16 protein-coding genes, 1 tRNA gene and 1 pseudogene are annotated in these 22866 nt (G+C 61.0%); 9 read left to right on the top strand and 9 right to left on the bottom strand.

What is annotated here, in order from left to right; genetic code table 11:
- Nucleotides 1-63: 63 nt before the first annotated feature.
- On the bottom strand, nt 64-2841 hold the full coding sequence (gyrA, locus tag MKZ91_RS17660; protein ID WP_336172368.1) for a DNA gyrase subunit A: 2778 nt from the start codon (nt 2839-2841) through the stop codon (nt 64-66).
- 423 nt (nt 2842-3264) lie between these two features.
- Here gyrA and MKZ91_RS17655 point away from each other — a divergent pair, with 423 nt between their 5' ends.
- Nucleotides 3265-3894, top strand: coding sequence for a MarC family protein (locus tag MKZ91_RS17655; protein WP_336172367.1), 630 nt, complete (start codon nt 3265-3267; stop codon nt 3892-3894).
- 103 nt (nt 3895-3997) lie between these two features.
- On the opposite strand, the gene MKZ91_RS17650 is transcribed toward MKZ91_RS17655, so the two are convergent.
- On the bottom strand, nt 3998-4546 hold the full coding sequence (locus MKZ91_RS17650) for a single-stranded DNA-binding protein (protein WP_336172366.1): 549 nt from the start codon (nt 4544-4546) through the stop codon (nt 3998-4000).
- A 280-nt stretch (nt 4547-4826) separates the two neighbouring features.
- Here MKZ91_RS17650 and uvrA point away from each other — a divergent pair, with 280 nt between their 5' ends.
- The 4 genes and pseudogenes from uvrA (at nt 4827) to MKZ91_RS17630 (ending at nt 13734) form a co-directional block, all read left to right on the top strand.
- Nucleotides 4827-7748, top strand: coding sequence for an excinuclease ABC subunit UvrA (gene uvrA, locus MKZ91_RS17645; protein ID WP_336172365.1), 2922 nt, complete (start codon nt 4827-4829; stop codon nt 7746-7748).
- 41 nt (nt 7749-7789) lie between these two features.
- Nucleotides 7790-8237: pseudogene (locus MKZ91_RS17640) on the top strand (GNAT family N-acetyltransferase).
- A gap of 37 nt (nt 8238-8274) precedes the next feature.
- On the top strand, nt 8275-9078 hold the full coding sequence (locus MKZ91_RS17635; RefSeq protein WP_336172364.1) for a DUF72 domain-containing protein: 804 nt from the start codon (nt 8275-8277) through the stop codon (nt 9076-9078).
- A gap of 849 nt (nt 9079-9927) precedes the next feature.
- A complete protein-coding gene (locus MKZ91_RS17630; RefSeq protein WP_336172363.1) occupies nt 9928-13734 on the top strand; it encodes a vitamin B12-dependent ribonucleotide reductase in 3807 nt (1268 codons plus the stop codon).
- Nucleotides 13735-13892: 158 nt separating this feature from the next.
- Here the strand turns inward: MKZ91_RS17630 and MKZ91_RS17625 are convergent, their stop codons facing one another.
- Complete coding sequence (locus MKZ91_RS17625) at nt 13893-16241, bottom strand: ethanolamine ammonia-lyase (RefSeq protein ID WP_336172362.1); 2349 nt, start codon at nt 16239-16241, stop codon at nt 13893-13895.
- A 204-nt stretch (nt 16242-16445) separates the two neighbouring features.
- Complete coding sequence (gene adhP, locus MKZ91_RS17620; protein WP_336172361.1) at nt 16446-17471, bottom strand: alcohol dehydrogenase AdhP; 1026 nt, start codon at nt 17469-17471, stop codon at nt 16446-16448.
- Nucleotides 17472-17926: 455 nt separating this feature from the next.
- Here adhP and MKZ91_RS17615 point away from each other — a divergent pair, with 455 nt between their 5' ends.
- Both MKZ91_RS17615 and MKZ91_RS17610 read left to right on the top strand, forming a co-directional pair.
- Nucleotides 17927-18355, top strand: coding sequence for a GNAT family N-acetyltransferase (locus tag MKZ91_RS17615; RefSeq protein ID WP_336172360.1), 429 nt, complete (start codon nt 17927-17929; stop codon nt 18353-18355).
- A 94-nt stretch (nt 18356-18449) separates the two neighbouring features.
- A tRNA-Ala gene (locus tag MKZ91_RS17610) sits at nt 18450-18525 on the top strand.
- Between the two features lie 120 nt (nt 18526-18645).
- On the opposite strand, the gene MKZ91_RS17605 is transcribed toward MKZ91_RS17610, so the two are convergent.
- From MKZ91_RS17605 to MKZ91_RS17590, 4 genes are all read right to left on the bottom strand, one after another.
- Nucleotides 18646-19068, bottom strand: coding sequence for a hypothetical protein (locus tag MKZ91_RS17605; RefSeq protein ID WP_336172359.1), 423 nt, complete (start codon nt 19066-19068; stop codon nt 18646-18648).
- A gap of 285 nt (nt 19069-19353) precedes the next feature.
- On the bottom strand, nt 19354-19542 hold the full coding sequence (locus MKZ91_RS17600; RefSeq protein WP_336172358.1) for a hypothetical protein: 189 nt from the start codon (nt 19540-19542) through the stop codon (nt 19354-19356).
- A 146-nt stretch (nt 19543-19688) separates the two neighbouring features.
- The gene (locus MKZ91_RS17595; RefSeq protein WP_336172357.1) at nt 19689-20183 is read right to left on the bottom strand and encodes a BRO-N domain-containing protein; all 495 of its coding nucleotides are present in this window, start codon (nt 20181-20183) and stop codon (nt 19689-19691) included.
- A gap of 11 nt (nt 20184-20194) precedes the next feature.
- Nucleotides 20195-20362: a hypothetical protein gene (locus tag MKZ91_RS17590; protein WP_336172356.1), complete on the bottom strand. Its 168-nt coding sequence runs from the start codon at nt 20360-20362 to the stop codon at nt 20195-20197.
- A 224-nt stretch (nt 20363-20586) separates the two neighbouring features.
- Here MKZ91_RS17590 and MKZ91_RS17585 point away from each other — a divergent pair, with 224 nt between their 5' ends.
- Together MKZ91_RS17585 and MKZ91_RS17580 are read left to right on the top strand one after the other, a co-directional pair.
- The gene (locus MKZ91_RS17585) at nt 20587-21378 is read left to right on the top strand and encodes a sulfite exporter TauE/SafE family protein (protein ID WP_336172355.1); all 792 of its coding nucleotides are present in this window, start codon (nt 20587-20589) and stop codon (nt 21376-21378) included.
- A 666-nt stretch (nt 21379-22044) separates the two neighbouring features.
- On the top strand, nt 22045-22275 hold the full coding sequence (locus MKZ91_RS17580) for a hypothetical protein (RefSeq protein WP_336172354.1): 231 nt from the start codon (nt 22045-22047) through the stop codon (nt 22273-22275).
- Nucleotides 22276-22555: 280 nt separating this feature from the next.
- Here MKZ91_RS17580 and MKZ91_RS17575 read toward each other — a convergent pair whose 3' ends face one another.
- Complete coding sequence (locus MKZ91_RS17575; protein WP_336172353.1) at nt 22556-22813, bottom strand: hypothetical protein; 258 nt, start codon at nt 22811-22813, stop codon at nt 22556-22558.
- Between the last annotated feature and the right edge of the window lie 53 nt (nt 22814-22866).

Raw genomic sequence — 22866 nt, 5'->3', positions numbered from 1 at the left:
CCAATAGAAAAAGCCCGCCGGATGGCGGGCTTTCAATTTCCTTGGTGCTTCAATCGCGGGCGATCAGCCCTCGGATTCGGCTGGCGTTTCCGGTGCACCGCTTTCGACGGCTGCCTCTTCGCCCTCATCCTCGCCCTCAGGCTCACTGATGCGTTCGACCGAGACGACCTTCTCGTCCTTGGCGGTCGAGAAGATGGTGACGCCCTTGGTTGCGCGGCTGGCAAGCCGGATGCCGTCGACCGGCACGCGGATCAGCTGGCCACCATCGGAGACGAGCATGATCTGGTCGTTGGCCTCGATCGGGAAGGCAGCCACGAGTTCGCCGATTTCCGCCGTCCGCGAGGTATCGGTGGCGCGGATGCCCTTGCCGCCGCGGCCGGAGGTGCGGAAGTCGTAGGAGGACGAGCGCTTGCCGAAGCCCTTGGCTGAGACGGTCAGCACGAACTGTTCGCGTGCCTTCAACTCCTCGTAGCGCTCATTCGAAAGCTCGCCGCCATCGGTGACTTCTTCGCCGACCAGCGCGATTTCTTCCTCTTCGCCATTGGTGGCGCGCCGTTCGGCAGCCGCACGCTTGAGGTAGGCGGCCCGTTCCCACGGCTCGGCGTCAACGTGGCCGACGATCGCCATCGAGATGATGCGGTCGCCATCACCGAGATTGATGCCGCGAACACCGATCGAGTTGCGGCCGGCAAAGACGCGCACGTCATCGACCGGGAAGCGGATACACTGGCCGAGCGCCGTCGTCAGGATGACGTCGTCGCGTTCGGTGCAGGTGTCGACCGAGAGGATCTCGTCGCCCTCTTCCTCGAGCTTCATCGCGATCTTGCCGTTGCGGTTGACCTGGACGAAGTCCGACAGCTTGTTGCGGCGAACCGTGCCACGGGTCGTCGAGAACATGACGTCGAGGTTCTCCCAGGTCGCCTCGTCCTCGGGCAGCGGCATGATCGTGGTGATGCGCTCGCCGGGCTCCAGTGGCAGCATGTTGATGAGCGCCTTGCCACGCGATTGCGGCGTGCCAATCGGCAGGCGCCAGACCTTCTCCTTGTAGACGATGCCACGCGAGGAGAAGAACAGCACCGGCGTGTGGGTGTTGGCGACGAATAGCCGGGTAACGAAATCCTCGTCCCTGGTCGCCATGCCCGAGCGGCCCTTGCCGCCGCGGCGCTGCGCCCGGTAGGTCGTCAGCGGCACGCGCTTGATGTAGCCGAGGTGCGAGACCGTCACGACCATGTCTTCACGGGCGATGAGGTCCTCATCGTCCATATCCGGACCGCCTTCCATGATCTCGGAGCGGCGCGGCGTGCCGAACTCGTCACGGATGGCGATGAGCTCGTCCTTGACGATGCTCATGATGCGCAGGCGCGAGGACAGGATGTCGAGGTAATCTTTGATTTCCTCGCCGATCTTGTTGAGTTCGTCGCCGATTTCGTCGCGGCCGAGCGCTGTCAGGCGCTGCAGGCGTAAGTCGAGGATGGCACGCGCCTGCTCTTCCGACAGGTTGTAGGTGCCGTCCTCGTTGATGCGGTGGCGCGGGTCGTCGATCAGCCGGATGAGGCTCTCGACGTCATGGGCCGGCCAGCGGCGCTCCATCAACTGCTCGCGGGCCGTCTGCGGATCGGGTGCCGTGCGGATCAGCTTGATGATTTCGTCGATGTTGGCGACCGCAATTGCGAGGCCAACCAGGACGTGAGCGCGGTCGCGTGCCTTGCGCAGGAGGTATTTCGTACGCCGGCTAACGACTTCCTCGCGGAACGAGACGAAGGCCCTGAGCATGTCGAGCAGCGTCATGTGCTCCGGCTTGCCGCCGTTCAGTGCCACCATGTTGCAGCCAAACGAGGTCTGCAGCGGTGTGTAACGATAGAGCTGGTTCAGGATGACGTCGGCATTGGCGTCACGCTTCAGTTCGACGACGACACGGTAGCCCTGGCGGTCCGATTCGTCGCGCAGGTCCGAGATGCCCTCGATGCGCTTGTCACGCACCAGTTCGGCCATCTTCTCGATCATTGTCGCCTTGTTCACCTGGAACGGGATCTCGGTGATGATGATTTGCTCGCGGTCGCCGCGCATCGGCTCGATATGCGCGCGACCGCGCATGATGACGGAACCACGGCCGGTCTCGTAGGCCGAGCGGATGCCCGAGCGGCCGAGGATCAAGGCACCGGTCGGGAAATCCGGACCCGGGATGATCTCCATCAGTTCCGGCAGTTCGATCGCCGGATTGTCGATCAGCGCGATGCAGCCGCCGATGACTTCGACAAGGTTGTGCGGCGGAATGTTGGTCGCCATGCCGACCGCGATACCGCCGGCGCCGTTGACGAGCAGGTTCGGGAACTTCGCGGGAACGACGACCGGCTCCTGCAAGGTGCCGTCATAGTTGTCGCGGAAATCGACCGTTTCCTTGTCGAGATCGTCGAGCAGCGAATGGGCAGCCTTCTGCAGGCGGCACTCGGTGTAGCGCTCGGCCGCTGGCGGGTCGCCGTCGACGGAGCCGAAATTGCCCTGGCCATCGATCAGCGGCAGGCGGAGCGACCAGTCCTGCGCCATGCGCGCCAGCGCGTCGTAGATCGCCATGTTGCCGTGCGGGTGGTACTTACCCATCACGTCCCCGGTGACGCGGGCGCACTTGACGTATTTCTTGTTCCAGTCGATGCCGAGTTCGCTCATCCCGTAGAGGATGCGGCGGTGCACGGGTTTCAGACCGTCACGCACGTCGGGAAGCGCGCGGCTGACGATGACGCTCATGGCGTAATCGAGATAGGACCGCTGCATTTCCTCGATGATGGAAATCGGCTCGATGCCTGGCGGAGTTTTTCCGCCGCCGGGGGTGCTTTGCTCAGTCAATGGTGATCACGATCTTTGTTCAGAATCAGTCGGATATTTATAGCGGAATGCCGTCAGAATCGCCAATTTGGACGCCACCGCGCCCTTTGCCCTTCCGGGTGTGAAGACATGGTCGCAACACTTTGATTTGCTGCATGTTTCGATCGATAAAGCCGATCTCGGCCTGCCAAGCTCTGCAGCAGTTGTAAACAGTCTTTTGCCGTTGCTGCAGGCTTTTCTAGGGCATGGCGCGGGAAATCGGAAGTCCCGGGCCGCCGATAGCCGCTCCAGCGTGCCGTTGGCCCTGATGCGGTCGCAGAAGGTGCTGATTAAGTCATTGCTGAGACTTTGTTTGTCTCCCCCTTCCCAAGCCCTCGCCGCTTGCCTAACAATGATCGCCTGCCACCGGGAAAACCCGGGGCAAAAATCCGGAAGGGGAAACGGATGTTCAATGTCGACCTGCTGGTCAACGCGCTTACCACGCTTCTCGTCACGCTCGATCCACCGGGCCTTGCACCAATCTTCCTGAGCTTGACCGTCGGCCTCAGCCGGCAGGAGCGCTTTCAGGTGGCCACCCGCGGCTCGCTGATCGCTTTCTTCATTCTTGCGGCCTTCGCGCTCTTCGGTAACGGAATTCTCGGCCTGCTCGGCATATCGATCGGCGCCTTCCGCATCGCCGGCGGTATGCTGCTTTTCTGGATCGCCTTCGAGATGATTTTCGAGAAGCGGCAGGAGCGCAAGGAAAAGACCGGCGAGAACGCGACGGTCAAGGATCACATTCACAACATCGCAGTCTTCCCGCTGGCTTTGCCGTTGATAGCCGGGCCGGGCGCGATCTCGGCGACGATCCTGCTGGCGGGCTCGTTCCCGACGCCTGTTGAGCGCGCACAGCTCATCATCGTCATTGCGCTGTCGATCTTGAGCCTTTTCCTGGCGCTCGTCATTGCCGAGCGCATCGACCGCTTTCTTGGCGTCACCGGGCGCGCCATCCTCACCCGCCTGCTCGGCGTGATCCTCGCGGCGCTCGCGGTGCAGTTTGTCGTCGACGGGGTCAAGTCCGCGATGGCGCTGTAAATTTGGCAATTGCGGCCCTTCCACCGAAAGGGCCGCAATGGGTAACAAAAAACGCCGCGTCCTGAGGACGCGGCGTTTTTTGCTAATACCGATCCGCTCGCGATCAGAACGGAATATCGTCGTCCATGTCGCGCGAGAAGCCGCCGCCCTGGCCACCCTGGTTGCTGCCGCCCGAGCGTCCGCCGCCGGAAGACTGGCGCGGCTGGTCGTAGTCGTCGTAGCCGCCGCCATAGTTGCCACCACCGAAGTCGCCCGCACCACTGCCGCCGCCACGGCTGACGCCGGAGCCACCGCCTTCGCCGCGGCCGTCAAGCATCGTCAGCGTCGAGTTGAAGCCCTGCAGCACGATTTCCGTCGAGTAGCGGTCATTGCCGTTCTGGTCCTGCCACTTGCGGGTCTGCAGCGCGCCTTCGATATAGAGCTTGGCGCCCTTCTTCACATATTGTTCGACAACCTTGCACAGGCCCTCGTTGAAGACGACGACCGTGTGCCATTCGGTCTTTTCCTTGCGTTCGCCGCTGTTGCGGTCGCGCCAGGTTTCCGAGGTTGCGATGCGCAGGTTGGCGATCGGGCGGCCGTCCTGCGTGCGCCGGATTTCGGGGTCTGCCCCGACATTTCCGATCAAGATCACCTTGTTGACGCTTCCAGCCATTGTCGCTTTTCCCGTGGTTTCGCCGCGCCTGGGGCCCGGCTTGGAATTTCAAGAGCGCGTATCTTAGCGGCCCGATGCTGCCGATACGCCCCGCCTCGCACATAATCCACAACAGTTTTGGCCGTTTTATGGGCGATTTGTTCTTTATTTGTTCTAGTATTTGGCTATGATCCTGTCAACCGACTCGAATTGGCCGCCTGTTTTGCCGATTGCGCCTCGACATGGGCGATAGCGTCATTACATAGGGGGCTTTCAACCGACATGCAAAAGCTGGCTTCCGATGAGTGAACTCAAGACCATCTCCATTCGTGGTGCGCGCGAGCACAATCTGAAAGGCATCGACCTCGATCTGCCGCGCAACAAGCTGATCGTGATGACCGGGCTTTCCGGCTCGGGCAAGTCCTCGCTTGCCTTCGACACGATCTATGCCGAAGGCCAGCGCCGCTATGTCGAAAGCCTGTCGGCCTATGCGCGCCAGTTCCTGGAGATGATGCAGAAGCCGGATGTTGACCAGATCGACGGCCTGTCACCGGCGATCTCGATCGAACAGAAGACGACGTCGCGCAACCCGCGCTCGACCGTCGGTACCGTCACCGAGATCTACGACTACATGCGCCTGCTGTTTGCGCGTGTCGGCGTGCCGTATTCGCCGGCGACAGGCCTGCCGATCGAAAGCCAGACGGTCAGCCAGATGGTCGACCGGGTGCTCGAATTCGGCGAAGGCACGCGCCTTTATATCCTTGCGCCGCTCGTCCGCGGCCGCAAGGGCGAGTACAAGAAAGAACTCGCCGAACTGATGAAGAAGGGCTTCCAGCGCGTGAAGGTCGATGGCACCTTCTACGAAATCGCCGAAGTCCCGGCACTCGACAAGAAGTACAAGCACGACATTGACGTCGTGGTCGACCGTGTGGTCGTGCGCCCGGATCTGGCTACACGGCTTGCCGACAGTCTAGAGACCTGCCTGACGCTCGCCGACGGTCTCGCGGTTGCCGAGTTCGCCGACAAGCCGCTGCCGCCGGAAGAAACGGCAGCTGGCGGCTCGGCCAACAAGTCGCTGAACGAAACCCATGAGCGTGTGCTGTTTTCGGAAAAGTTCGCCTGCCCGGTCTCCGGCTTCACGATCTCGGAGATCGAACCGCGGCTGTTCTCTTTCAATAATCCTTTCGGCGCCTGCCCCACCTGCGACGGCCTCGGCAGCCAGCAGAAGATCGACGTGGCGCTGATCGTGCCGGAAGAGCACCGGACGCTGCGCGACGGTGCGATTGCGCCCTGGGCCAAGTCGTCGTCGCCCTACTACAACCAGACGCTCGAAGCGCTGGGCAAGGTCTTCGGCTTCAAGCTCGGCAGCCGCTGGAACGAACTGTCGTCTGCGGCGCAGAATGCGATCCTGCACGGCACCGAAGAAAAGATCGTCTTCCACTATGAAGACGGCGCCCGTTCCTACAACACGACCAAGAACTTCGAGGGCATCGTGCCCAACCTCGAACGGCGCTGGAAGGAGACCGACAGCGCCTGGGCGCGTGAGGAGATCGAGCGCTTCATGTCGGCAGCACCCTGCCCGGCCTGCGCAGGCTTCCGCCTGAAGCCCGAGGCACTAGCGGTCAAGATCAACGCGCTGCACATTGGCGAAGTCACCAACATGTCGATCCGCATCGCGCGCGACTGGTTCGAAGCGCTGCCGGAGCACCTGAACGCCAAGCAGAACGAAATCGCGGTGCGGATCCTGAAGGAAATCCGCGAACGCCTGCGCTTCCTCAACGATGTCGGCCTCGAATATCTGAGCCTGTCGCGCAACTCCGGCACGTTGTCCGGCGGCGAAAGCCAGCGTATTCGCCTGGCCTCGCAGATCGGCTCTGGCCTGACGGGCGTTCTCTATGTTCTCGACGAGCCGTCGATCGGCCTGCACCAGCGCGACAATGCCCGCCTGCTCGATACGCTTCGCCACCTGCGTGACATCGGCAACACCGTCATCGTCGTCGAGCATGACGAGGATGCGATCCTGACGGCGGACTATGTCGTTGATATCGGTCCGGCTGCCGGCATTCACGGCGGTGAAGTGATCGCGCAGGGCTCGCCCTCCGATATCATGGCCAATCCGAAGTCGCTGACCGGCAAGTATCTGTCCGGCGAGCTTTCGGTTGCCGTGCCTGGGGAGCGCCGCAAGCCGAAGAAGAAAAAGGAAATCACCGTTGTCGGCGCCCGCGCCAACAACCTCAAGAACGTCACCGCATCGATCCCGCTCGGTGTCTTCACTGCCGTGACCGGCGTTTCCGGCGGCGGCAAGTCGACCTTCCTGATCGAGACGCTCTACAAGGCCGCCGCCCGCCGCATCATGGGGGCGCGCGAAAACCCGGCCGAGCACGACCGCATTGACGGTTTCGAACATATCGACAAGGTGATCGACATCGACCAGTCGCCGATCGGCCGCACGCCGCGTTCGAACCCGGCCACCTATACCGGTGCCTTCACCCCGATCCGCGACTGGTTTGCCGGTCTGCCGGAAGCGAAGGCCCGTGGCTACCAGCCGGGCCGCTTCTCCTTCAACGTCAAGGGCGGCCGCTGCGAGGCCTGCCAGGGCGACGGCGTCATCAAGATCGAGATGCACTTCCTGCCGGACGTCTACGTCACTTGCGACGTCTGCCACGGCAAGCGCTACAACCGCGAGACGCTCGATGTTCATTTCAAGGGCAAGTCGATTGCCGACGTGCTCGACATGACCGTCGAGGAAGGCGTCGAATTCTTTGCCGCTGTCCCCTCGGTGCGCGACAAACTGGTGACGCTCAACCAGGTGGGTCTCGGTTATATCAAGGTCGGGCAGCAGGCCAACACGCTTTCGGGCGGCGAGGCCCAGCGCGTCAAGCTCGCCAAGGAACTGTCGAAGCGCTCGACCGGGCGCACGCTCTACATCCTCGATGAACCGACAACCGGCTTGCATTTCCACGACGTAGCCAAGCTTCTTGAAGTTCTGCATGAGCTCGTCAACCAGGGAAACTCCGTCGTCGTCATCGAGCACAATCTCGAGGTCATCAAGACGGCGGATTGGGTGATCGACTTCGGTCCGGAAGGCGGCGACGGCGGCGGCGAGGTCATCGCCAAGGGTACGCCCGAGGAGGTCGTCAAGGAGAAGCGCTCCTATACTGGCCAGTTCTTGAAGGAACTATTGGAACGCCGCCCGATGAAGAAGGTCGAGGCGGCGGAGTAAACGTCGCGGCGCCGATCAGCGACCGGAAAGGTGATCGCGGCATGATGCGGCCCGCTCGTTTGGAAGATCTGGCTGCGGTGCAAAGCGTGACGGAGGGGGCCTATGAACCCTACCGGGCGTTGCTCGGAGGGCCGCCTTTGAAGGCTATGCGCCACGCGTCCTGCGTGGTGAGGTGTGGCTTTGGGAGCGTGATGCGGTGATCGCCGCGCTTGCCGTCCTGGAGCGGCTGTCGATCACGTGATGATTTTCAGCCTCGCCGTTGCGCCCAGCCATCAGGGCCAGGGACTTGGCATAGAACTGCTGAAATTTGCCGACGGCAAGGTCGCCGACTGGGGCTTGCCTGAGATGCGCCTCTATACCAATTCACGCACGGAGCGAAACATTGCGCTCTATCGCGCCTATGGATTTCAAGAAACGGGTCGCCGACCCAATCCCTATCATCCAGGGTGGACACTCGTCGACATGACGAAATCGATTAAGATTGAATGAAAGCAGCCATTTGCTGGCTGCTGTTGTGGAGGATGGCATGGCACAGGCCGGAAAGATCCGTGTTGGTATCGGTGGATGGACCTTTGAGCCCTGGGAGGGCACCTTCTATCCCGAGACGCTCGCGAAGAAGCGGCAGCTCGAATACGCAGGCAAGCAGTTGCGTGCGATCGAGGTGAACGGCACCTATTATTCGTCGCAGAAGCCAGAGACCTTCGCCAAATGGGCCTCTGAGGTGCCTGACGATTTCATCTTTTCGTTGAAGGCCAGCCGCTTCGTCACCAACCGCAAGGTTCTCTCCGAAGCCGGTGAATCGATGGAGCGATTCCTCACTCAAGGGTTGACCGAGCTTGGGCCGCATCTCGGCCCCATCCTGTGGCAGTTCGCGCCGACGAAGAAGTTCGATCCCGATGATTTCGAGGGTTTTCTGAAGTTGCTGCCGGAAAAGCAGGACGGGCTGCCGCTTCGCCATGTGGTCGAGGTCCGCAACCCCACTTTCCAGGCTCCGGACTTCGTGTCGCAGCTTGAGAAGTACAAGGTCGCCGTCGTGCTCGCCGAGCATGCGGATTATCCGATGATTGCCGATGTCACCGCTGATTTCGTCTATCTCCGCCTGCAGAAGGGCAGCGACGATATCAAGACCTGCTACCCTGCCGACAAGCTCGATCTCTGGGCTGAGCGCGCCAAGGCTTTCGCCGCCGGCGATGAACCGGGCGGGCTTGAGAAGAGCGCCCCGGATCGCAAGGCTGCGAAGGAGCCACGTGACGTGTTTGCCTTCTTCATCACCGAGGGCAAGGTCAATGCGCCGAATGGCGCGCGCGAACTGCAAAAGCGCGTTGATTGAGTTTGAAGGTGGGATCGGGAAGCGGTAGGCTTCCGGTCCCGCCGCATCATTTGATGCGGATTGCCGCCGGTGCCCACAGCGCCGCGCGCCTTATCGCACGCGCAAAGGTCGCTGTAGCACTTTGAAGTGGTGTGTCGATCTTGCGCTGGCGGGACCGAGAAGCGATGGATTCGACCGCGTGTTTCGGCCGCATTCCGCCGCGATTGATCGGATAATCGACACGCTTCCCGGGGGCGGAGCGCGAATCACCGTCACGCACCCCATATCGCGTTCGCCAGTACAACCGAGGATGCCGTTAGGGGTGGTTTTTATCTGGTTTTTTACCCGTCAATTTTTTGATTTTTCTCTGACCGTTGCGTCAGTCTCACAGGCAACAGGCGGAAGTACCTGATTTTCATGGCCTTGCTCGATGTCCCCGTTTTCCACAGTTGCTCCACACAACATCTAGCGCTCAAACTTCCGTCACAAACCACCCCTTGACGCCCCCGGACGATTCACGGTTAATGGATTTCACGTTGCAACGGCGGCGGACCGGATTGTTTAGCGCCCGGTTCCTCTCACCAAATCGGCGGTTCTGACGGGCGGCATTCATGGATTTCACCATGCGGTCGCCGTGAGGATTTTTGTGCGATTTTTGGGACCCGCTTGAGCAACTTTTGGCTGGCGTAAATCAGCTGTTAACACTATATTTAGTGCTTGCAGTCAGCCTATCTCACAAGATACAGGGTCACCCAGTTATGGGTTTCTCTCCAAGGACGGAAGCTGAGACTGGCTGCGGAAAGCCCCGCGGCCGGACGGGGACAACTGCGCCTGTGGCGGGCGCATGGCAACACGAAGGACCAGGGACAAATGAAGATCGAACGCCGTTTCACCAAGGCCGGGCAATCCGCCTATGCGGAGATCGAATTCCGCAAGGCTACGAGTGAAATCAAGAACCCCGATGGTTCGATCGTCTTCCGTCTTGCCGACATCGACGTGCCGGCTCAGTTCAGCCAGGTCGCTGCCGACATCCTCGCGCAGAAGTACTTCCGCAAGGCCGGCGTACCGGCCAAGATGAAGCGCGTCGAGGAGAACGATGTCCCCTCCTTCCTCTGGCGCTCGGTTCCCGATCAGGACGCGTTGAAGGCGCTTCCGAAGGAAGAGCAGTACGGTTCTGAAACCGATGCCCGCCAGGTCTTCGATCGCCTGGCAGGCACCTGGGCCTATTGGGGCTGGAAGGGCGGCTACTTCGACACCGAGGAAGATGCCTCCGCCTTCCAGGACGAGCTTGCCTACATGCTCGCCACCCAGCGCGTCGCGCCGAACTCGCCGCAGTGGTTCAACACCGGCCTGCACTGGGCCTATGGCATCGACGGCCCCGGCCAGGGCCACTTCTACGTCGACCCCTTCACCGGCAAGCTGACCAAGTCTAAGTCGGCTTACGAGCACCCGCAGCCGCATGCCTGCTTCATCCAGTCGGTTGCCGACGACCTCGTCAACGAGGGCGGCATCATGGATCTCTGGGTGCGTGAAGCGCGCCTGTTCAAGTACGGCTCCGGCACCGGTTCCAACTTCTCGCACCTGCGCAGCGAAGGCGAAAAGCTCTCCGGCGGCGGCAAGTCCTCCGGCCTGATGTCGTTCCTGAAGATCGGCGACCGTGCCGCCGGCGCCATCAAGTCGGGCGGCACCACCCGCCGCGCCGCCAAGATGGTCGTCGTCGATATCGACCATCCGGATATCGAGGAATACATCAACTGGAAGGTCAAGGAAGAGCAGAAGGTTGCCGCCCTCGTCACCGGCTCCAAGGTCGTCGCCAAGCACCTGAAGGCGATCATGAAGGCCTGCGTCAACTGCGACGGCACCGACGATGCCTGCTATGACCCGAAGCAGAACCCGGCGCTGAAGCGCGAGATCCGCGCTGCCAAGCAGGCTCTGGTTCCGGAAAACTACGTCCAGCGCGTCATCCAGTTCGCCAAGCAGGGCTACAAGGATCTTGAGTTCAAGACCTACGACACCGACTGGGATTCGGAGGCCTACCTCACGGTTTCCGGCCAGAACTCCAACAACTCAGTCTCGATCAAGGACGACTTCCTGCGCGCCGTCGAAGCCGATGGCGACTGGCATCTGACCGCCCGCAAGGATGGCCGCGTGATGAAGACGCTGAAGGCTCGCGACCTCTGGGAGTCGATCTCCTACGCCGCCTGGGCCTCGGCTGACCCGGGCCTGCACTTCAACACGACGATGAACGACTGGCACACGAGCCCCGCCGCTGGCCCGATCCGCGCGTCGAACCCGTGCTCGGAGTACATGTTCCTCGACGACACCGCCTGCAACCTCGCTTCGCTGAACCTGATGATGTTCAAGGACGCGGCGACCAAGCGTATCAACATTGCCGACTACGAGCACGCCGTCCGGCTCTGGACCATCGTTCTCGAAGTCTCGGTCATGATGGCGCAGTTCCCGTCCCGTGAGATTGCCGAGCTTTCCTACGAATACCGCACACTCGGCCTCGGCTACGCCAACATCGGCGGCCTCTTGATGTCCTCGGGCATCCCCTATGACAGCGCCGAGGGCCGTGCCATTGCCGGTGCCCTGACGGCAATCATGACCGGTATCTCCTACGCCACCTCGGCCGAGATGGCCGAGAAGCTGGGTCCGTTCCCGGGCTTTGCCCCGAACCGCGACAACATGCTGCGCGTCATTCGTAACCATCGCCGCGCTGCCTATGGCGAGACGACCGGTTACGAGGCGCTGTCGGTCAATCCGGTCGCCCTCATTCATGGCGACAGCCCGGACCAGGACCTCGTCATCCATGCCATGAGCGCCTGGGACAAGGCGCTGGAACTCGGCGAAAAGCACGGCTACCGCAACGCCCAGGCAACCGTTATTGCGCCGACCGGCACGATCGGTCTCGTCATGGACTGCGACACGACCGGCATCGAGCCCGACTTCGCGCTCGTCAAGTTCAAGAAGCTTGCCGGCGGCGGCTACTTCAAGATCATCAACCGTGCCGTTCCCGAAGCACTGCGCTCGCTCGGCTATAGCGAAAGCCAGATCGCCGAGATCGAGGCCTACGCTGTCGGCCACGGCAACCTGAACCAGGCGCCGGCGATCAACCCGTCGACGCTGAAGGCCAAGGGCTTCACCGACGAGAAGGTGGAAGCGGTCAATGCCGCGCTGAAGAGCGCCTTCGATATCAAGTTCGTCTTCAACCAGTGGACGCTCGGCGCCGACTTCCTGAAGGGCACGCTGAAGGTCACCGACGAACAGCTCGGCGCGATGGACTTCAACCTGCTCGACCACATGGGCTTTTCGAAGAAGGACATCGAAGCGGCCAACATCCACGTCTGCGGCGCTATGACGCTTGAAGGCGCGCCGTTCCTGAAGAACGAGCACCTGCCGGTCTTCGATTGCGCCAACCCCTGCGGCAAGATCGGCAAGCGCTACCTGTCGGTCGAAAGCCACATCCGCATGATGGCGGCTGCCCAGCCGTTCATCTCGGGCGCCATCTCCAAGACGATCAACATGCCGAACGAGGCGACCGTCGAGGACTGCAAGAACGCCTACATGCTCTCGTGGAAGCTGGCGCTGAAGGCCAACGCGCTTTACCGCGACGGCTCCAAGCTGTCGCAGCCGCTGAACGCCTCGCTGATCGAGGACGACAAGGACGAGGATGCGCTGGAGGATCTGATCCAGGCGCCGGCCGCCGCCCAGGCCGTGACCATCACCGAGAAGATCGTCGAGCGCGTCATCGAGAAGGTGATCCGCGCCCGCGAAAAGCTGCCGAACCGCCGTCAGGGCTACACCCAGAAGGCCGTCGTCGGCGGGCACAAAGTCTACCTGCGCACCGGCGAGTTCGGTGATGGCCGCCTCGGCGAGATCTTCATCGACATGCACAAGGAAGGCGCTGCTTTCCGTGCGATGATGAACAACTTCGCCATCGCCATCTCGCTCGGCCTGCAATATGGCGTGCCGCTCGAGGAATATGTGGAGGCCTTCACCTTCACCAAGTTCGAGCCGGCCGGCATGGTCCAGGGCAACGACGCGATCAAGAACGCGACCTCGATCCTCGACTACGTCTTCCGGGAACTCGCGGTTTCCTACCTCGGCCGCCACGACCTTGCACATGTCGATACCTCCGACTTCGGCAACACGGCACTCGGCAAGGGCATCCAGGAAGGCAAGACCAACCTGATCTCCACCGGCTGGACCCGCGGCTACAAGCCGACCATCGTCGGCGGCACCGGTGACCGCACGGGCAGCGAGCCCAAGGGTTCGGCAACCACCGCCCCTGCCCGCGCCTCCTCCGGTGCGACGGTGACGGCAATTGCCGGTAACACGGTGCGCAAGATCGAGACGACGACCGCGATCGCAACGTCTGAAATCGTTGCCTTCAAGCGTGACTATGAAGAGCGTGCCGCGGAACTCGCCGAAGAGATCGCCGAGGAAACGGCAGAGACGGCAACGGACGTGACCGCCCTCTTCTCGGACAAGGCGGCCGCCGAAGCGGCATCGGCCAAGACCGACGCCAAGAAGGTGGAAGCCGAACGCCGCGCCCGCTCGATCATGCAGGGTTACACCGGCAACATGTGCACCGAGTGCCAGAACTTCACGATGGTGCGCAACGGCACATGCGAGAAGTGCGACACCTGCGGCGCGACCAGCGGCTGCAGCTGAGTCTTGATGACGTCGATTATGGCAGCCAGGCTAAATTCCTAGAAGGCCCGGTTGTCCCCGGACCAGAAGTTTGCCCAGGGGCGTTGAGCCGTGCCCCTGGGTTTTTTCGTGCGCGCAGCATGGGGGCACTCGATCGGCGCGTCAGGTGCGAATTGCCATCACCCATATCGCCGACTGCCGTTCACGTCCTTGCCGATGATCTCGCGGATAATGGTCAGGGTTTCCTTGGCGGCCTCCTTGGGGGCAAGTGCTGTATCGGCGACGTTGCTGACCAGTTTGGTCATGTCGTGATCGATATCCTTTTCCGCCCAGCGCTTGCCCTTGGCGACGGTGATGTAGACCGAGTAGGCATGGTGCATGGTTCCGGGCCGCTCGCCGATGATGTGGAGGATGCCCCGGAAACTGTTGGGATCGGCGTCTGCAAAAAGCATCTCGCCGATCCTGTAGCCGGCCCGTACCCTGCCGCTGGTGACCACGATGTTCTTGTCGCTCACCGTAACGCCGGCGTCTCCAAGCAACCGGCGCATCTCTTCGAGGTAAGGCGCGAGGTGCCCGTCATCCATGATGGCCTTGGCGTTCAGACCGTCCGAAATGACGATCTGCCCCTTGGGCATGTCGGCCTTCCAAGATGCCCTTATCCGTTCGATCTCTTTCATCGACTCCGGGCTCAGCGTTTCGCCGGTGGTCGGATGCGCAATGTAGTCATTCCGGTCCTTGGATAGGGTGCGAACGGGGACGGCGTCAGGGACAGCCGCGATGAACTCGGGCGTAAGCTCGGCCCAAAGCGATAGTTTGGCATCGTCGTAAAGTCCCCTCACTTTCGTCGCGAGCGCCGGATTGAGATCCCAGAGTTTCTCGCCGTGGCCCGTCGCGAGATCGACACCGCGCGCTTCGACCTCCGTCATCATCTGCCGGCCCTCGGCGTAGACGGCGTCCTTGGCCCGCTTGTCACCCTTGGCGAGGCGGTACTGGTAATAGACCCAGAGGGGATCTCCATAATTTGACGTGTAGGTGTTGTCGTTGCCGACAATCCCGATGCGTTTGTAGAAATCCCACATTGCATCGTTGACCTTGAAACCGAATTTCTCCCTCACGCGCACATGGTCCTGAAATGCGGTCGTCAGATAGCTCAGCATCGGGTCGTTTTTGGTGGGAAGCGCAATCAGATAGGCGGGATTGGCCGGCATGATCTGGTCCTGGCACCAGTCCAGGTCGTCGAGGCTGACCGTCATGTGCAGGGTGGTGCAGATATCGAGGCCGATGGTGAGGCCGTGGAGCTTGCCCATGACCATGTCTTCCAGGCAGCAGCGGACGAGTTGCTCGCGGCTCTTGAAGACCTCCGGTCCGATGAAGCCGGCAACATCGTTGACGTGGAGCCAGGCGCCACTGGGCTGAACCTTGGCGAGCTCCAGGCCGATGGCCCTGCTGAAGCCGTATTTTCGCGACTCGAGCACCATCATGTCGACGCCGTTTGCCACGCCATTGGTAAACTCCGACCCCTGCCCGGTCTCGAAGTAGAGACCATACCTCTCGCCGGCCTTGGCGCGCGCATATTTCACGATCTTGTCGTTGGTGATGTCGAAGATCTTGTTGCAGTCATCCGTTCCGGCAAGGCTCTGGAACACGGTGGCAACGGTGCCCGGATAGCTTTCGTTCACCTCGGCCTGAACGTCGATATGGGCGAGCACGCACCATGGAATGACATCGCCGAGCTTGAATGTATCCACGACGTCCTTGAGCGCCCGCTCTACCGTCACGACGCTGGCGACGGTACTGTCCACCGGATTGGTGCCGATGACGATGTCGCCGGTTGCATAGGAGAATGCATCGAAGACCTGCCACATGATGTCGTCGGGGTGGTCGGTTGGCGAGTTCGGCTGGATACGGGCGCCCATGTATCCCTTGGCGCCGAGCTTGGTGCCGGGCATGACATTAAAGATCTTCTGGCTGACGGTGATCAGCTCTTCGTTGCTCATCAGTTTCGGCACGAAGCCGATCGTATCGCTGGTCAGGCCATTCATGACGCCTTTGATCTCTTCTTCCGAGGCGGTCAGAAGAAACTCCTTTAGCTGGCCCATGGTCCAGTCTTTGACTTTTTCATGCTGGGTCTTGTCCGTCGTCTGCCAGATCAGCCGTTGCAACTCGTCTTCAAGCAGCGGGTGATCGAAAAGGTCACCGATCTTCGTGTTTGCCAGCAGAGCCCGGGCGTTCGTTCGCGACGTCTCATTTTCCGCCGCCACGCCGATCGTCTGATCGCCTTCCTTGAAGGCGTTCGCGCAGCCAAGCACCTGTCGGTAGGTTGTTTGGTCAAAGGCCCCCTTGCTCCTGCTGACATAGGCAAAGACGTCCTCTCCCGGCTTCACCTCATCGATGACAAGGGTACTGTCGCCGGAGGCTGCTCGGGCAACTGAGCTGTATACGCTAAGCGTGGCCGCGGCAGTCCCTGCCACCACGAGCAGATCGCGTCTGGAAAGCCCGCACTGATCTGAGAACATGCCCTTGCTCATTGCCACTTCCTTTCTGCAGACGGTCCGCCAAGCGCCTTTTTGACAGCCGCTTGGAACGACGATTTGAGGAGGCCGCAGAGTGTGCGCGACACATGCTCCACGCCGGGCAATGATGTGTCGCCCGCAGGTGCCCTAATCGATGCGGCACCGTTCTCCGCGTCGAAGGGAAAGCGGGTTTGCTATCAGCCGAGGCGCACGGGCCGGCTATTGCAGACGCAGGACGATGCGACCGTCGATCTTCCCGGCCTCCATCCGGTGGAAGATCTCATTGATGTTCTCAAGGCTGTCCCAAGAGAAATGTGGCGCCACCTTGCCCTCTGCGGCAAACTGCAGCGATTCCTCCAGGTCCTGGCGGGTGCCGACGATCGATCCACGCACCGTGATGCGTTTGAGGACCGTTTCAAACACCGGCACGGAGATCATCCCGGGAGGCAGGCCGACAAGCGCCATTGTTCCCTTTGACCGCAGGAACCCGAACGCCTGTTCCATTGCGGCAGGCGAAACTGCCGTGACGAGCGCGCCATGCACGCCGCCGGTCGCCTTCGTTACCTGCTCTACCGCATCCTTCGCCTTGCCGTTCACAGTCAAGTCGGCGCCCAGTTGCTTTGCCAATGCCAACTTGTCGTCGAAGATATCGGCGGCAACGACGTGCATGCCCATCGCCTTCGCATACTGCACGGCCATGTGGCCAAGCCCCCCGATCCCGGAGATGGCAACCCATTCGCCGGGGCGCACTTCCGTTTCCTTCAAGCCCTTGTAGACGGTTACGCCCGCGCACAAGACCGGCGCGGCCGGACCGAAGTCGAGCCCGCCCGGCAGGTTGCCGACGAAGTCAGGATCGGCCAGCCCATACTCGGCAAACGTTCCGTTGACCGAATACCCGGTATTCGACTGCGATGCGCACAGCGTTTCCCAACCGGTGCGGCAATGCGGGCAGTAGCCGCACGCGCTATGAAGCCAGGGAACGCCGACCCGATCACCCTCTTTCACGCGTTTGACGCCAGCGCCCACCGCAGCGACGTAGCCGACACCCTCATGCCCCGGAATGAACGGCGGGCTGGGCTTCACGGGCCAGTCTCCGCTTGCCGCGTGCAGGTCTGTATGGCACACGCCCGTTGCTTCATATTTGACGAGGATCTGCCCGGGCTGGGGCGTCGGCACCGCCATTTCCTCGATCGTCAGGGGAGCGCGGAACTGCCGAACGACAGCTGCCTTCATCGTCTGAGCCATTGCTATTCCTCCTCCACTCGCCGGTCCACGGAGAGGTTTTTCTAGGGAATTGCGGAGCCGGCAGGCGTCCAGTTCACATGGGGACCAGGAAATGCTGGACATTGGCCCGGCCATCATTGACCTAGTGGCACCTCAGTCATTCCATGCCTTGCGCAACCGGAACTCCAACGAAGTTCGGCTAACGCCATCATCGGGCGTCAGCCTAGTCCCGTCAGCATGGTTCGACAATGCTTCCGCGCCGTTCGAGGCGTGGCCTACTGTAACATACAGTCGCACGCCCAGATGGTGCCTTGTCTGTCGCGACCAGGACATGAACGTGGGCGGCCGGGTGTGCTGCACGACCGGTTGGTGCGCGACGGGTTGGTGCGCGACCGCGTGTCAACGTTCGCTTACGCAGACCCCAATCAGACGGCCCGAAACCCTGGCACCGGCCGGACATCAACAAAGGTCCCAGCATGCCTGTCCCTGTTCTCGACATCATTCTCACCGACCCCAGCAGAGATGACCTGCGCGGCATAGTCTCAACGCTGGATGCCTACAATGACGCCCACAGCGGAATGGTTGGCCTGCCCGGTTTTGCCATTGTCCTTCGCGATCCCGAGACGCAGGCGGCGATCGGCGGGCTCTATGCAACTGACGGCTACGGCTGGGCCTTCATCCGTTACCTCGCGATCCCGCAGCAGTATCGCGGCCAGGGCCTTGGCCGGCGGTTGATCGAAGAGGCGGAGACGATTGCGCGACAGCGCGGCTATGTTGGCCTGTGGCTCGACACCTTCGAGTTCCAGGCCCGACCGTTCTACGAGAAGCTCGGTTTCGAACTCTTCGGCGAACTTGAAGGCGGCCAAGGTGCGATTGCCCGTTACTTCCTGAAGAAGCGGCTGTGAAACCGAGTTGCTGTTGGCGGCATTGCCGGTCCGATCCGTGGTGCGTGACTTGCCACTTGCAACGGCAACAGATTTCTTCATCATTCGGTTCGATGGGGCCGTAGCTCAGTTGGGAGAGCGCCGCAATCGCACTGCGGAGGTCGAGGGTTCGACTCCCTTCGGCTCCACCATCGTTTCTTTCGTGTCTAATTTGATAACAAATTCAGTGCTTTGTTGTGGGCGCCTGAAAAGTGAGTACCCAGGAAAGTACCCACGGTGAGTACCCAAGAGCGCGGATGGTATCAGCCCCGTTAGATGTCGTCGTGCCATTCCCGCTTTGGCTGGAAGTAATGGTCGATGATCGCAGAGGTGTTTGTAGCGTCCGAGTGACCGCCGCGCACCGCATCCGTCAGAAGAACAGCGACGGGGAGCGCCGGGACGGTCTCCAAGCCAAACCGCCGCAGGGCTGTAGGTGCCGGAACGGCATAGACACGGTTCACGCTCTTCTCTGTGGCATCCAAGAGGCGCTCTTGTTCCTTCATCATTGCGTCCAGAGGCTCTTCCATGTCGCCGATGATCTCAGGCTCCCAACGCGAGGTGAAGCCGAAGACGGTATCGTAGCCAGCCGGGACAGGCGCATCCTGCCACTCGCTCCAGTCCGCAGCCTTGGCAAGCTCTTGGCTCCATGGGCGCGTCCTGTCGGTCATGACGAGGTGTAGTTCGTGCGGGTCCATTCTCATATTCTCCATTGCAAATCACTCGGGCCTAAACCCGAGGGCGCATCTATGGAGTGCGTGAGTCGCCGTCAATCCGTGTCTGGGAGAATTATTCAATGAAATCATTGCACTAAGGCAACCATTCCACCAGTGCAACTATCTCTACACGGCAGTTCCCGGACCGCAACGCCCTGCTGCGTAGGCGACAGGCGAAGGAGGTGGCAATCGCTAAGGTGCGAATAGTTGCACCAGTGGGAACAATTCGACGCGCTGGAAAAGCTGGGGGTTCAGCCCAAGCCAGCCTCAGTGCATTGAGATTTCGGCGTCTTCCGGCTCATCGAGGATCAGCCAGTCGGAAATGTCACAGAACCGGATGGAGAACTTGGAGCCGCGATGGCTAAGGATCATGCCGTCGGCCCGTTTATGCCAATGCGTTGCGACGTAAACGCGTTTGTCACCCTCGCTGTCGATGATCTCGAATACGTACTTCAAGTTGCGCCTCCCTCTCTTCCATACAGCAAAACAGATGTATTTCAGATGCTTAGAAGCAGAATGTAGGTCCTCGGTCTTGAGTGAAGCTGACCGTCCCCGGATCGTTATAGCAATTGTGGATTGAAGAATTTATCAATTACTAAAGACTAATATGACGGAATACAGAAAGAGAACGGACGGATAACGAAGGCAGACAACCGGTCCATCTTGCGCTTCATGACCTCCATGGCCTTGAACACAAGCTCGTCCTCGGTCATCGCCCCAGCCACGTGGCGTTCGGAGACAACATGCTCCTCGCCGTGGATGTAGCCGCCGTCCTTGCGGATCGCCGGGAGGACAACCTTGGTCACCCAGTTCTGGAAGTCCTTGGCATCCGGCTTGTTGGACCGCATGACCAGCCTGTAGAGGCCGCTCTCGGAGACGAACTTCGATCCAGTCCCTCGGTTACCGCTGATCCGAGCAGTGATAACTTCGTCAGCCCCGAGGGTCCGTAGGGCGTTGTAGACGTTCACGCTTCCGTCCGCCTTAACCGAGTAGCCGATGGACAGGCAGACATCAGCCGCCACGAACCAAGGCGCACCTTCGATCTTCGCCGTGCGGACTTCGTGATCCCCAAACCTGAAGAGAGAAACGTTCGTCATTGGCACTCTCCTCAGTTCGACTGGACGGCTGCGGTCGGGGCGACCAGCGGGTTCGACGCAGGGCTGGGCGTCGGGACCGGAGCTACGGCGGGAACCTGAGGCTGCTCTTTCTCGTCATCCCCGAAGAGCCAGTTGTAGGCACCCATGCCGATCATCGTGCCGACGATGTTGGAGAACATCCCGCCACCCCGCAGGGCTCCGCCCGAGGACGGGCTTGACTGCTGTTGGATGACCGTGGTCGGCGCTGCACCCACTTCGAAGGATCGATCTCCAGTTCGACCTGACGCTGAAAGTCATTCGCATCGATCATAATAAATGGGACCCTTCTTGCGCTTGGCATGGGCGGTTGTTCTTCGTTATGTTCGCGCGGCTATATCCCCCAGCAACCTCTCAGGAGATTGGAATGCGCGACAACAAGGCCGCTGGTTTTGCGGGTGGCATGACCATCGGCGCTCTTGGGGGGCTCATTGGTCTCGGCGGGGCAGAGTTCAGGCTCCCGTTGCTGATTGGACTGTTCCGGTTTGCTGCTCTGGAGGCTGTCATTCTGAACAAGGCGATGAGCTTGGTGGTGGTGGCGACTGCGCTTCCGTTCCGAGCTGGGACGGTTCCACTGTCCGAGGTCGCTTCTCATTGGCCGATCGTGGTGAACCTCTTGGCAGGTAGCCTTCTCGGTGCTTGGTTTGGAGCTGACTGGGCGCTTCGTCTCAAGGCAGCGACACTTCACCGGGTCATCGCTGTGTTGCTCCTCGTGATCGCCCTCGTTCTGATCCTCGGTCACGGTGGTGATGCCGGAGGAGCGCCTCTCTTCATCGGCTGGCAACAGATGGTAGCCGGAGTGGTCGCAGGGTTTGCGATTGGGGTCGTGGCGTCACTCCTCGGGGTAGCGGGTGGCGAGCTGCTGATCCCCACCTTGATCCTGCTCTTCGGTGCCGACATCAAGTTGGCCGGTAGCCTGTCTCTGGCAGTGAGCCTCCCAACCATGCTCGTGGGGTTCGCTCGTTACAGCAGGGACCAGAGCTTCGTGGTACTCAGGAAGAACTCGCGGTTTGTCTTGGTGATGGCGCTTGGGTCAATCGTCGGTACGTTCATCGGTGGCCGACTACTCGGTGTGATCCCGAGCGCGGTTCTGCTGCCGCTTCTGGCAGTGATCCTCGTTGTCTCGGCGTTCAAGGTGTGGAGACACTCGGAACATTAGTCGGTGAGCCTCGATGGCCACGACTGAGAGCCCGTGCAAAAGACACCGATGTAGACGCGAAGGGGCAAAACAAACTGATCCAGCGGCGGGGTTGCCCCGACAGGGAAGCCAGCGTGTTACCGCCGGTCCCCGCCAAGGACGCGCTTCAAGGTCTTCTGGCTACCGGTGCCGTCCGAAGGCGCTAACCCCTCTGGAATGCGTCTACCGCGTCAGGATATGGCCGATATTTCTGGGGGCGGACGGACTTCGTTTCACTCTCTGGAAGACGGGAATGTGTCCGTCCCTGTCGAGGGCCTTGCGGATGACGTGGACCTTCCCGCTCGGGTCATGCCCAGGGTCAACGAGCTTCCGACACAACGGGGAGATCGGCCCCTTGGTGGTGCTACGGTTCCGGTGGGAGGTGAGATCGACCGTGAGGCCGCTTTCGACATGACGGGCTGGAAGCCTTGTCTGCAGCTGTCACAGATCGCCCTGGGTGAAGACGACGGCGCAACTCCGGTTGACATCACTTGCGAGAGAGGGCCTCAGCAAAGCCGAAGGCAATGCTGCAGGTGCAGACCTTGGTTCACTTCTGGTTGATACGGTTGCGTACGAAGAGTTCGTGTGAAATGAATTCTCGTGCCAGCTATGCTGCTAAGTTCGGAGTTCCTTGGGAGGGGTTCAACGATGCTCGACCCGAAAGCCTATCACCCAAACGATGTCTTCGTGATGCGTCAAGCGCTCGATGACTGGTGTGCCCGACGGCGCATCGAGGCCAACAGCAGGGAGGGCCACCGGATTGCCCTTCGTATCCTCGACTTGATGAAGGGCGAGAGGCTCACCCGAACCGAAATCTTTATGCGTCTCGCTGAGGCGGACACCGAGTGCAGCTCCCGTCGACCTCAGGCTGCCTACTGACTGGAAGGGGATCGCTGATCCTCCTCATTCCGGTTCACAGCCTCGGTGTGGACGGTGGAATGCTCTTGCGTGGATGCCACGGTGGACCACCTGCGAGAGGGAGCCTCAGGACAGCCCAAGGCAATGCCGCAGGTGTGGACCGTGGTTCACTGCGGTGGGGGCTCTGGTCATGGGAAGGAGTGGTGATGACACCTCCTCCTCTCTCGGGAGCTATGGTCAGGAACCCCAGTCCATCTGGGTGGATACCTAAGTTATAACTATAGAGGAACCCGGGGTAGACCTACTGTTGCCCCAATTCGCCAGAGCGCTGTCGTCGGGCTTCCCGGCGCTCCTCGAAGTCTGCCCCGTTGATCTCGACAAGCTCCATCCGGTCGGCATCGGGTGGCATGTTTGATCGGGCGATCCGCTTGGCGCGACACAGAAGTTTCGAACGGAAGACGGACTGACGGCCCCCGCTCAGGGTCTCGGCCCCGTCGAAGTACGTCACCGCGAAGTAGCGGACTGGTCGTGATTGCTTGGCATTGCTGGTCGGTGTCATGGTGGCGGTTTCTTTCGGCGAGGTCGATGGGATGTGTGAGGCGGTGCGAGATC

The sequence above is a fragment of the Ensifer sp. MJa1 genome, from assembly GCF_037026475.1.
Taxonomy (GTDB): Bacteria; Pseudomonadota; Alphaproteobacteria; order Rhizobiales; family Rhizobiaceae; genus Ensifer.
The sequence above is the reverse complement of the archived record's forward strand: the minus strand, read 5'-3'. Positions and strand labels throughout refer to the sequence as shown.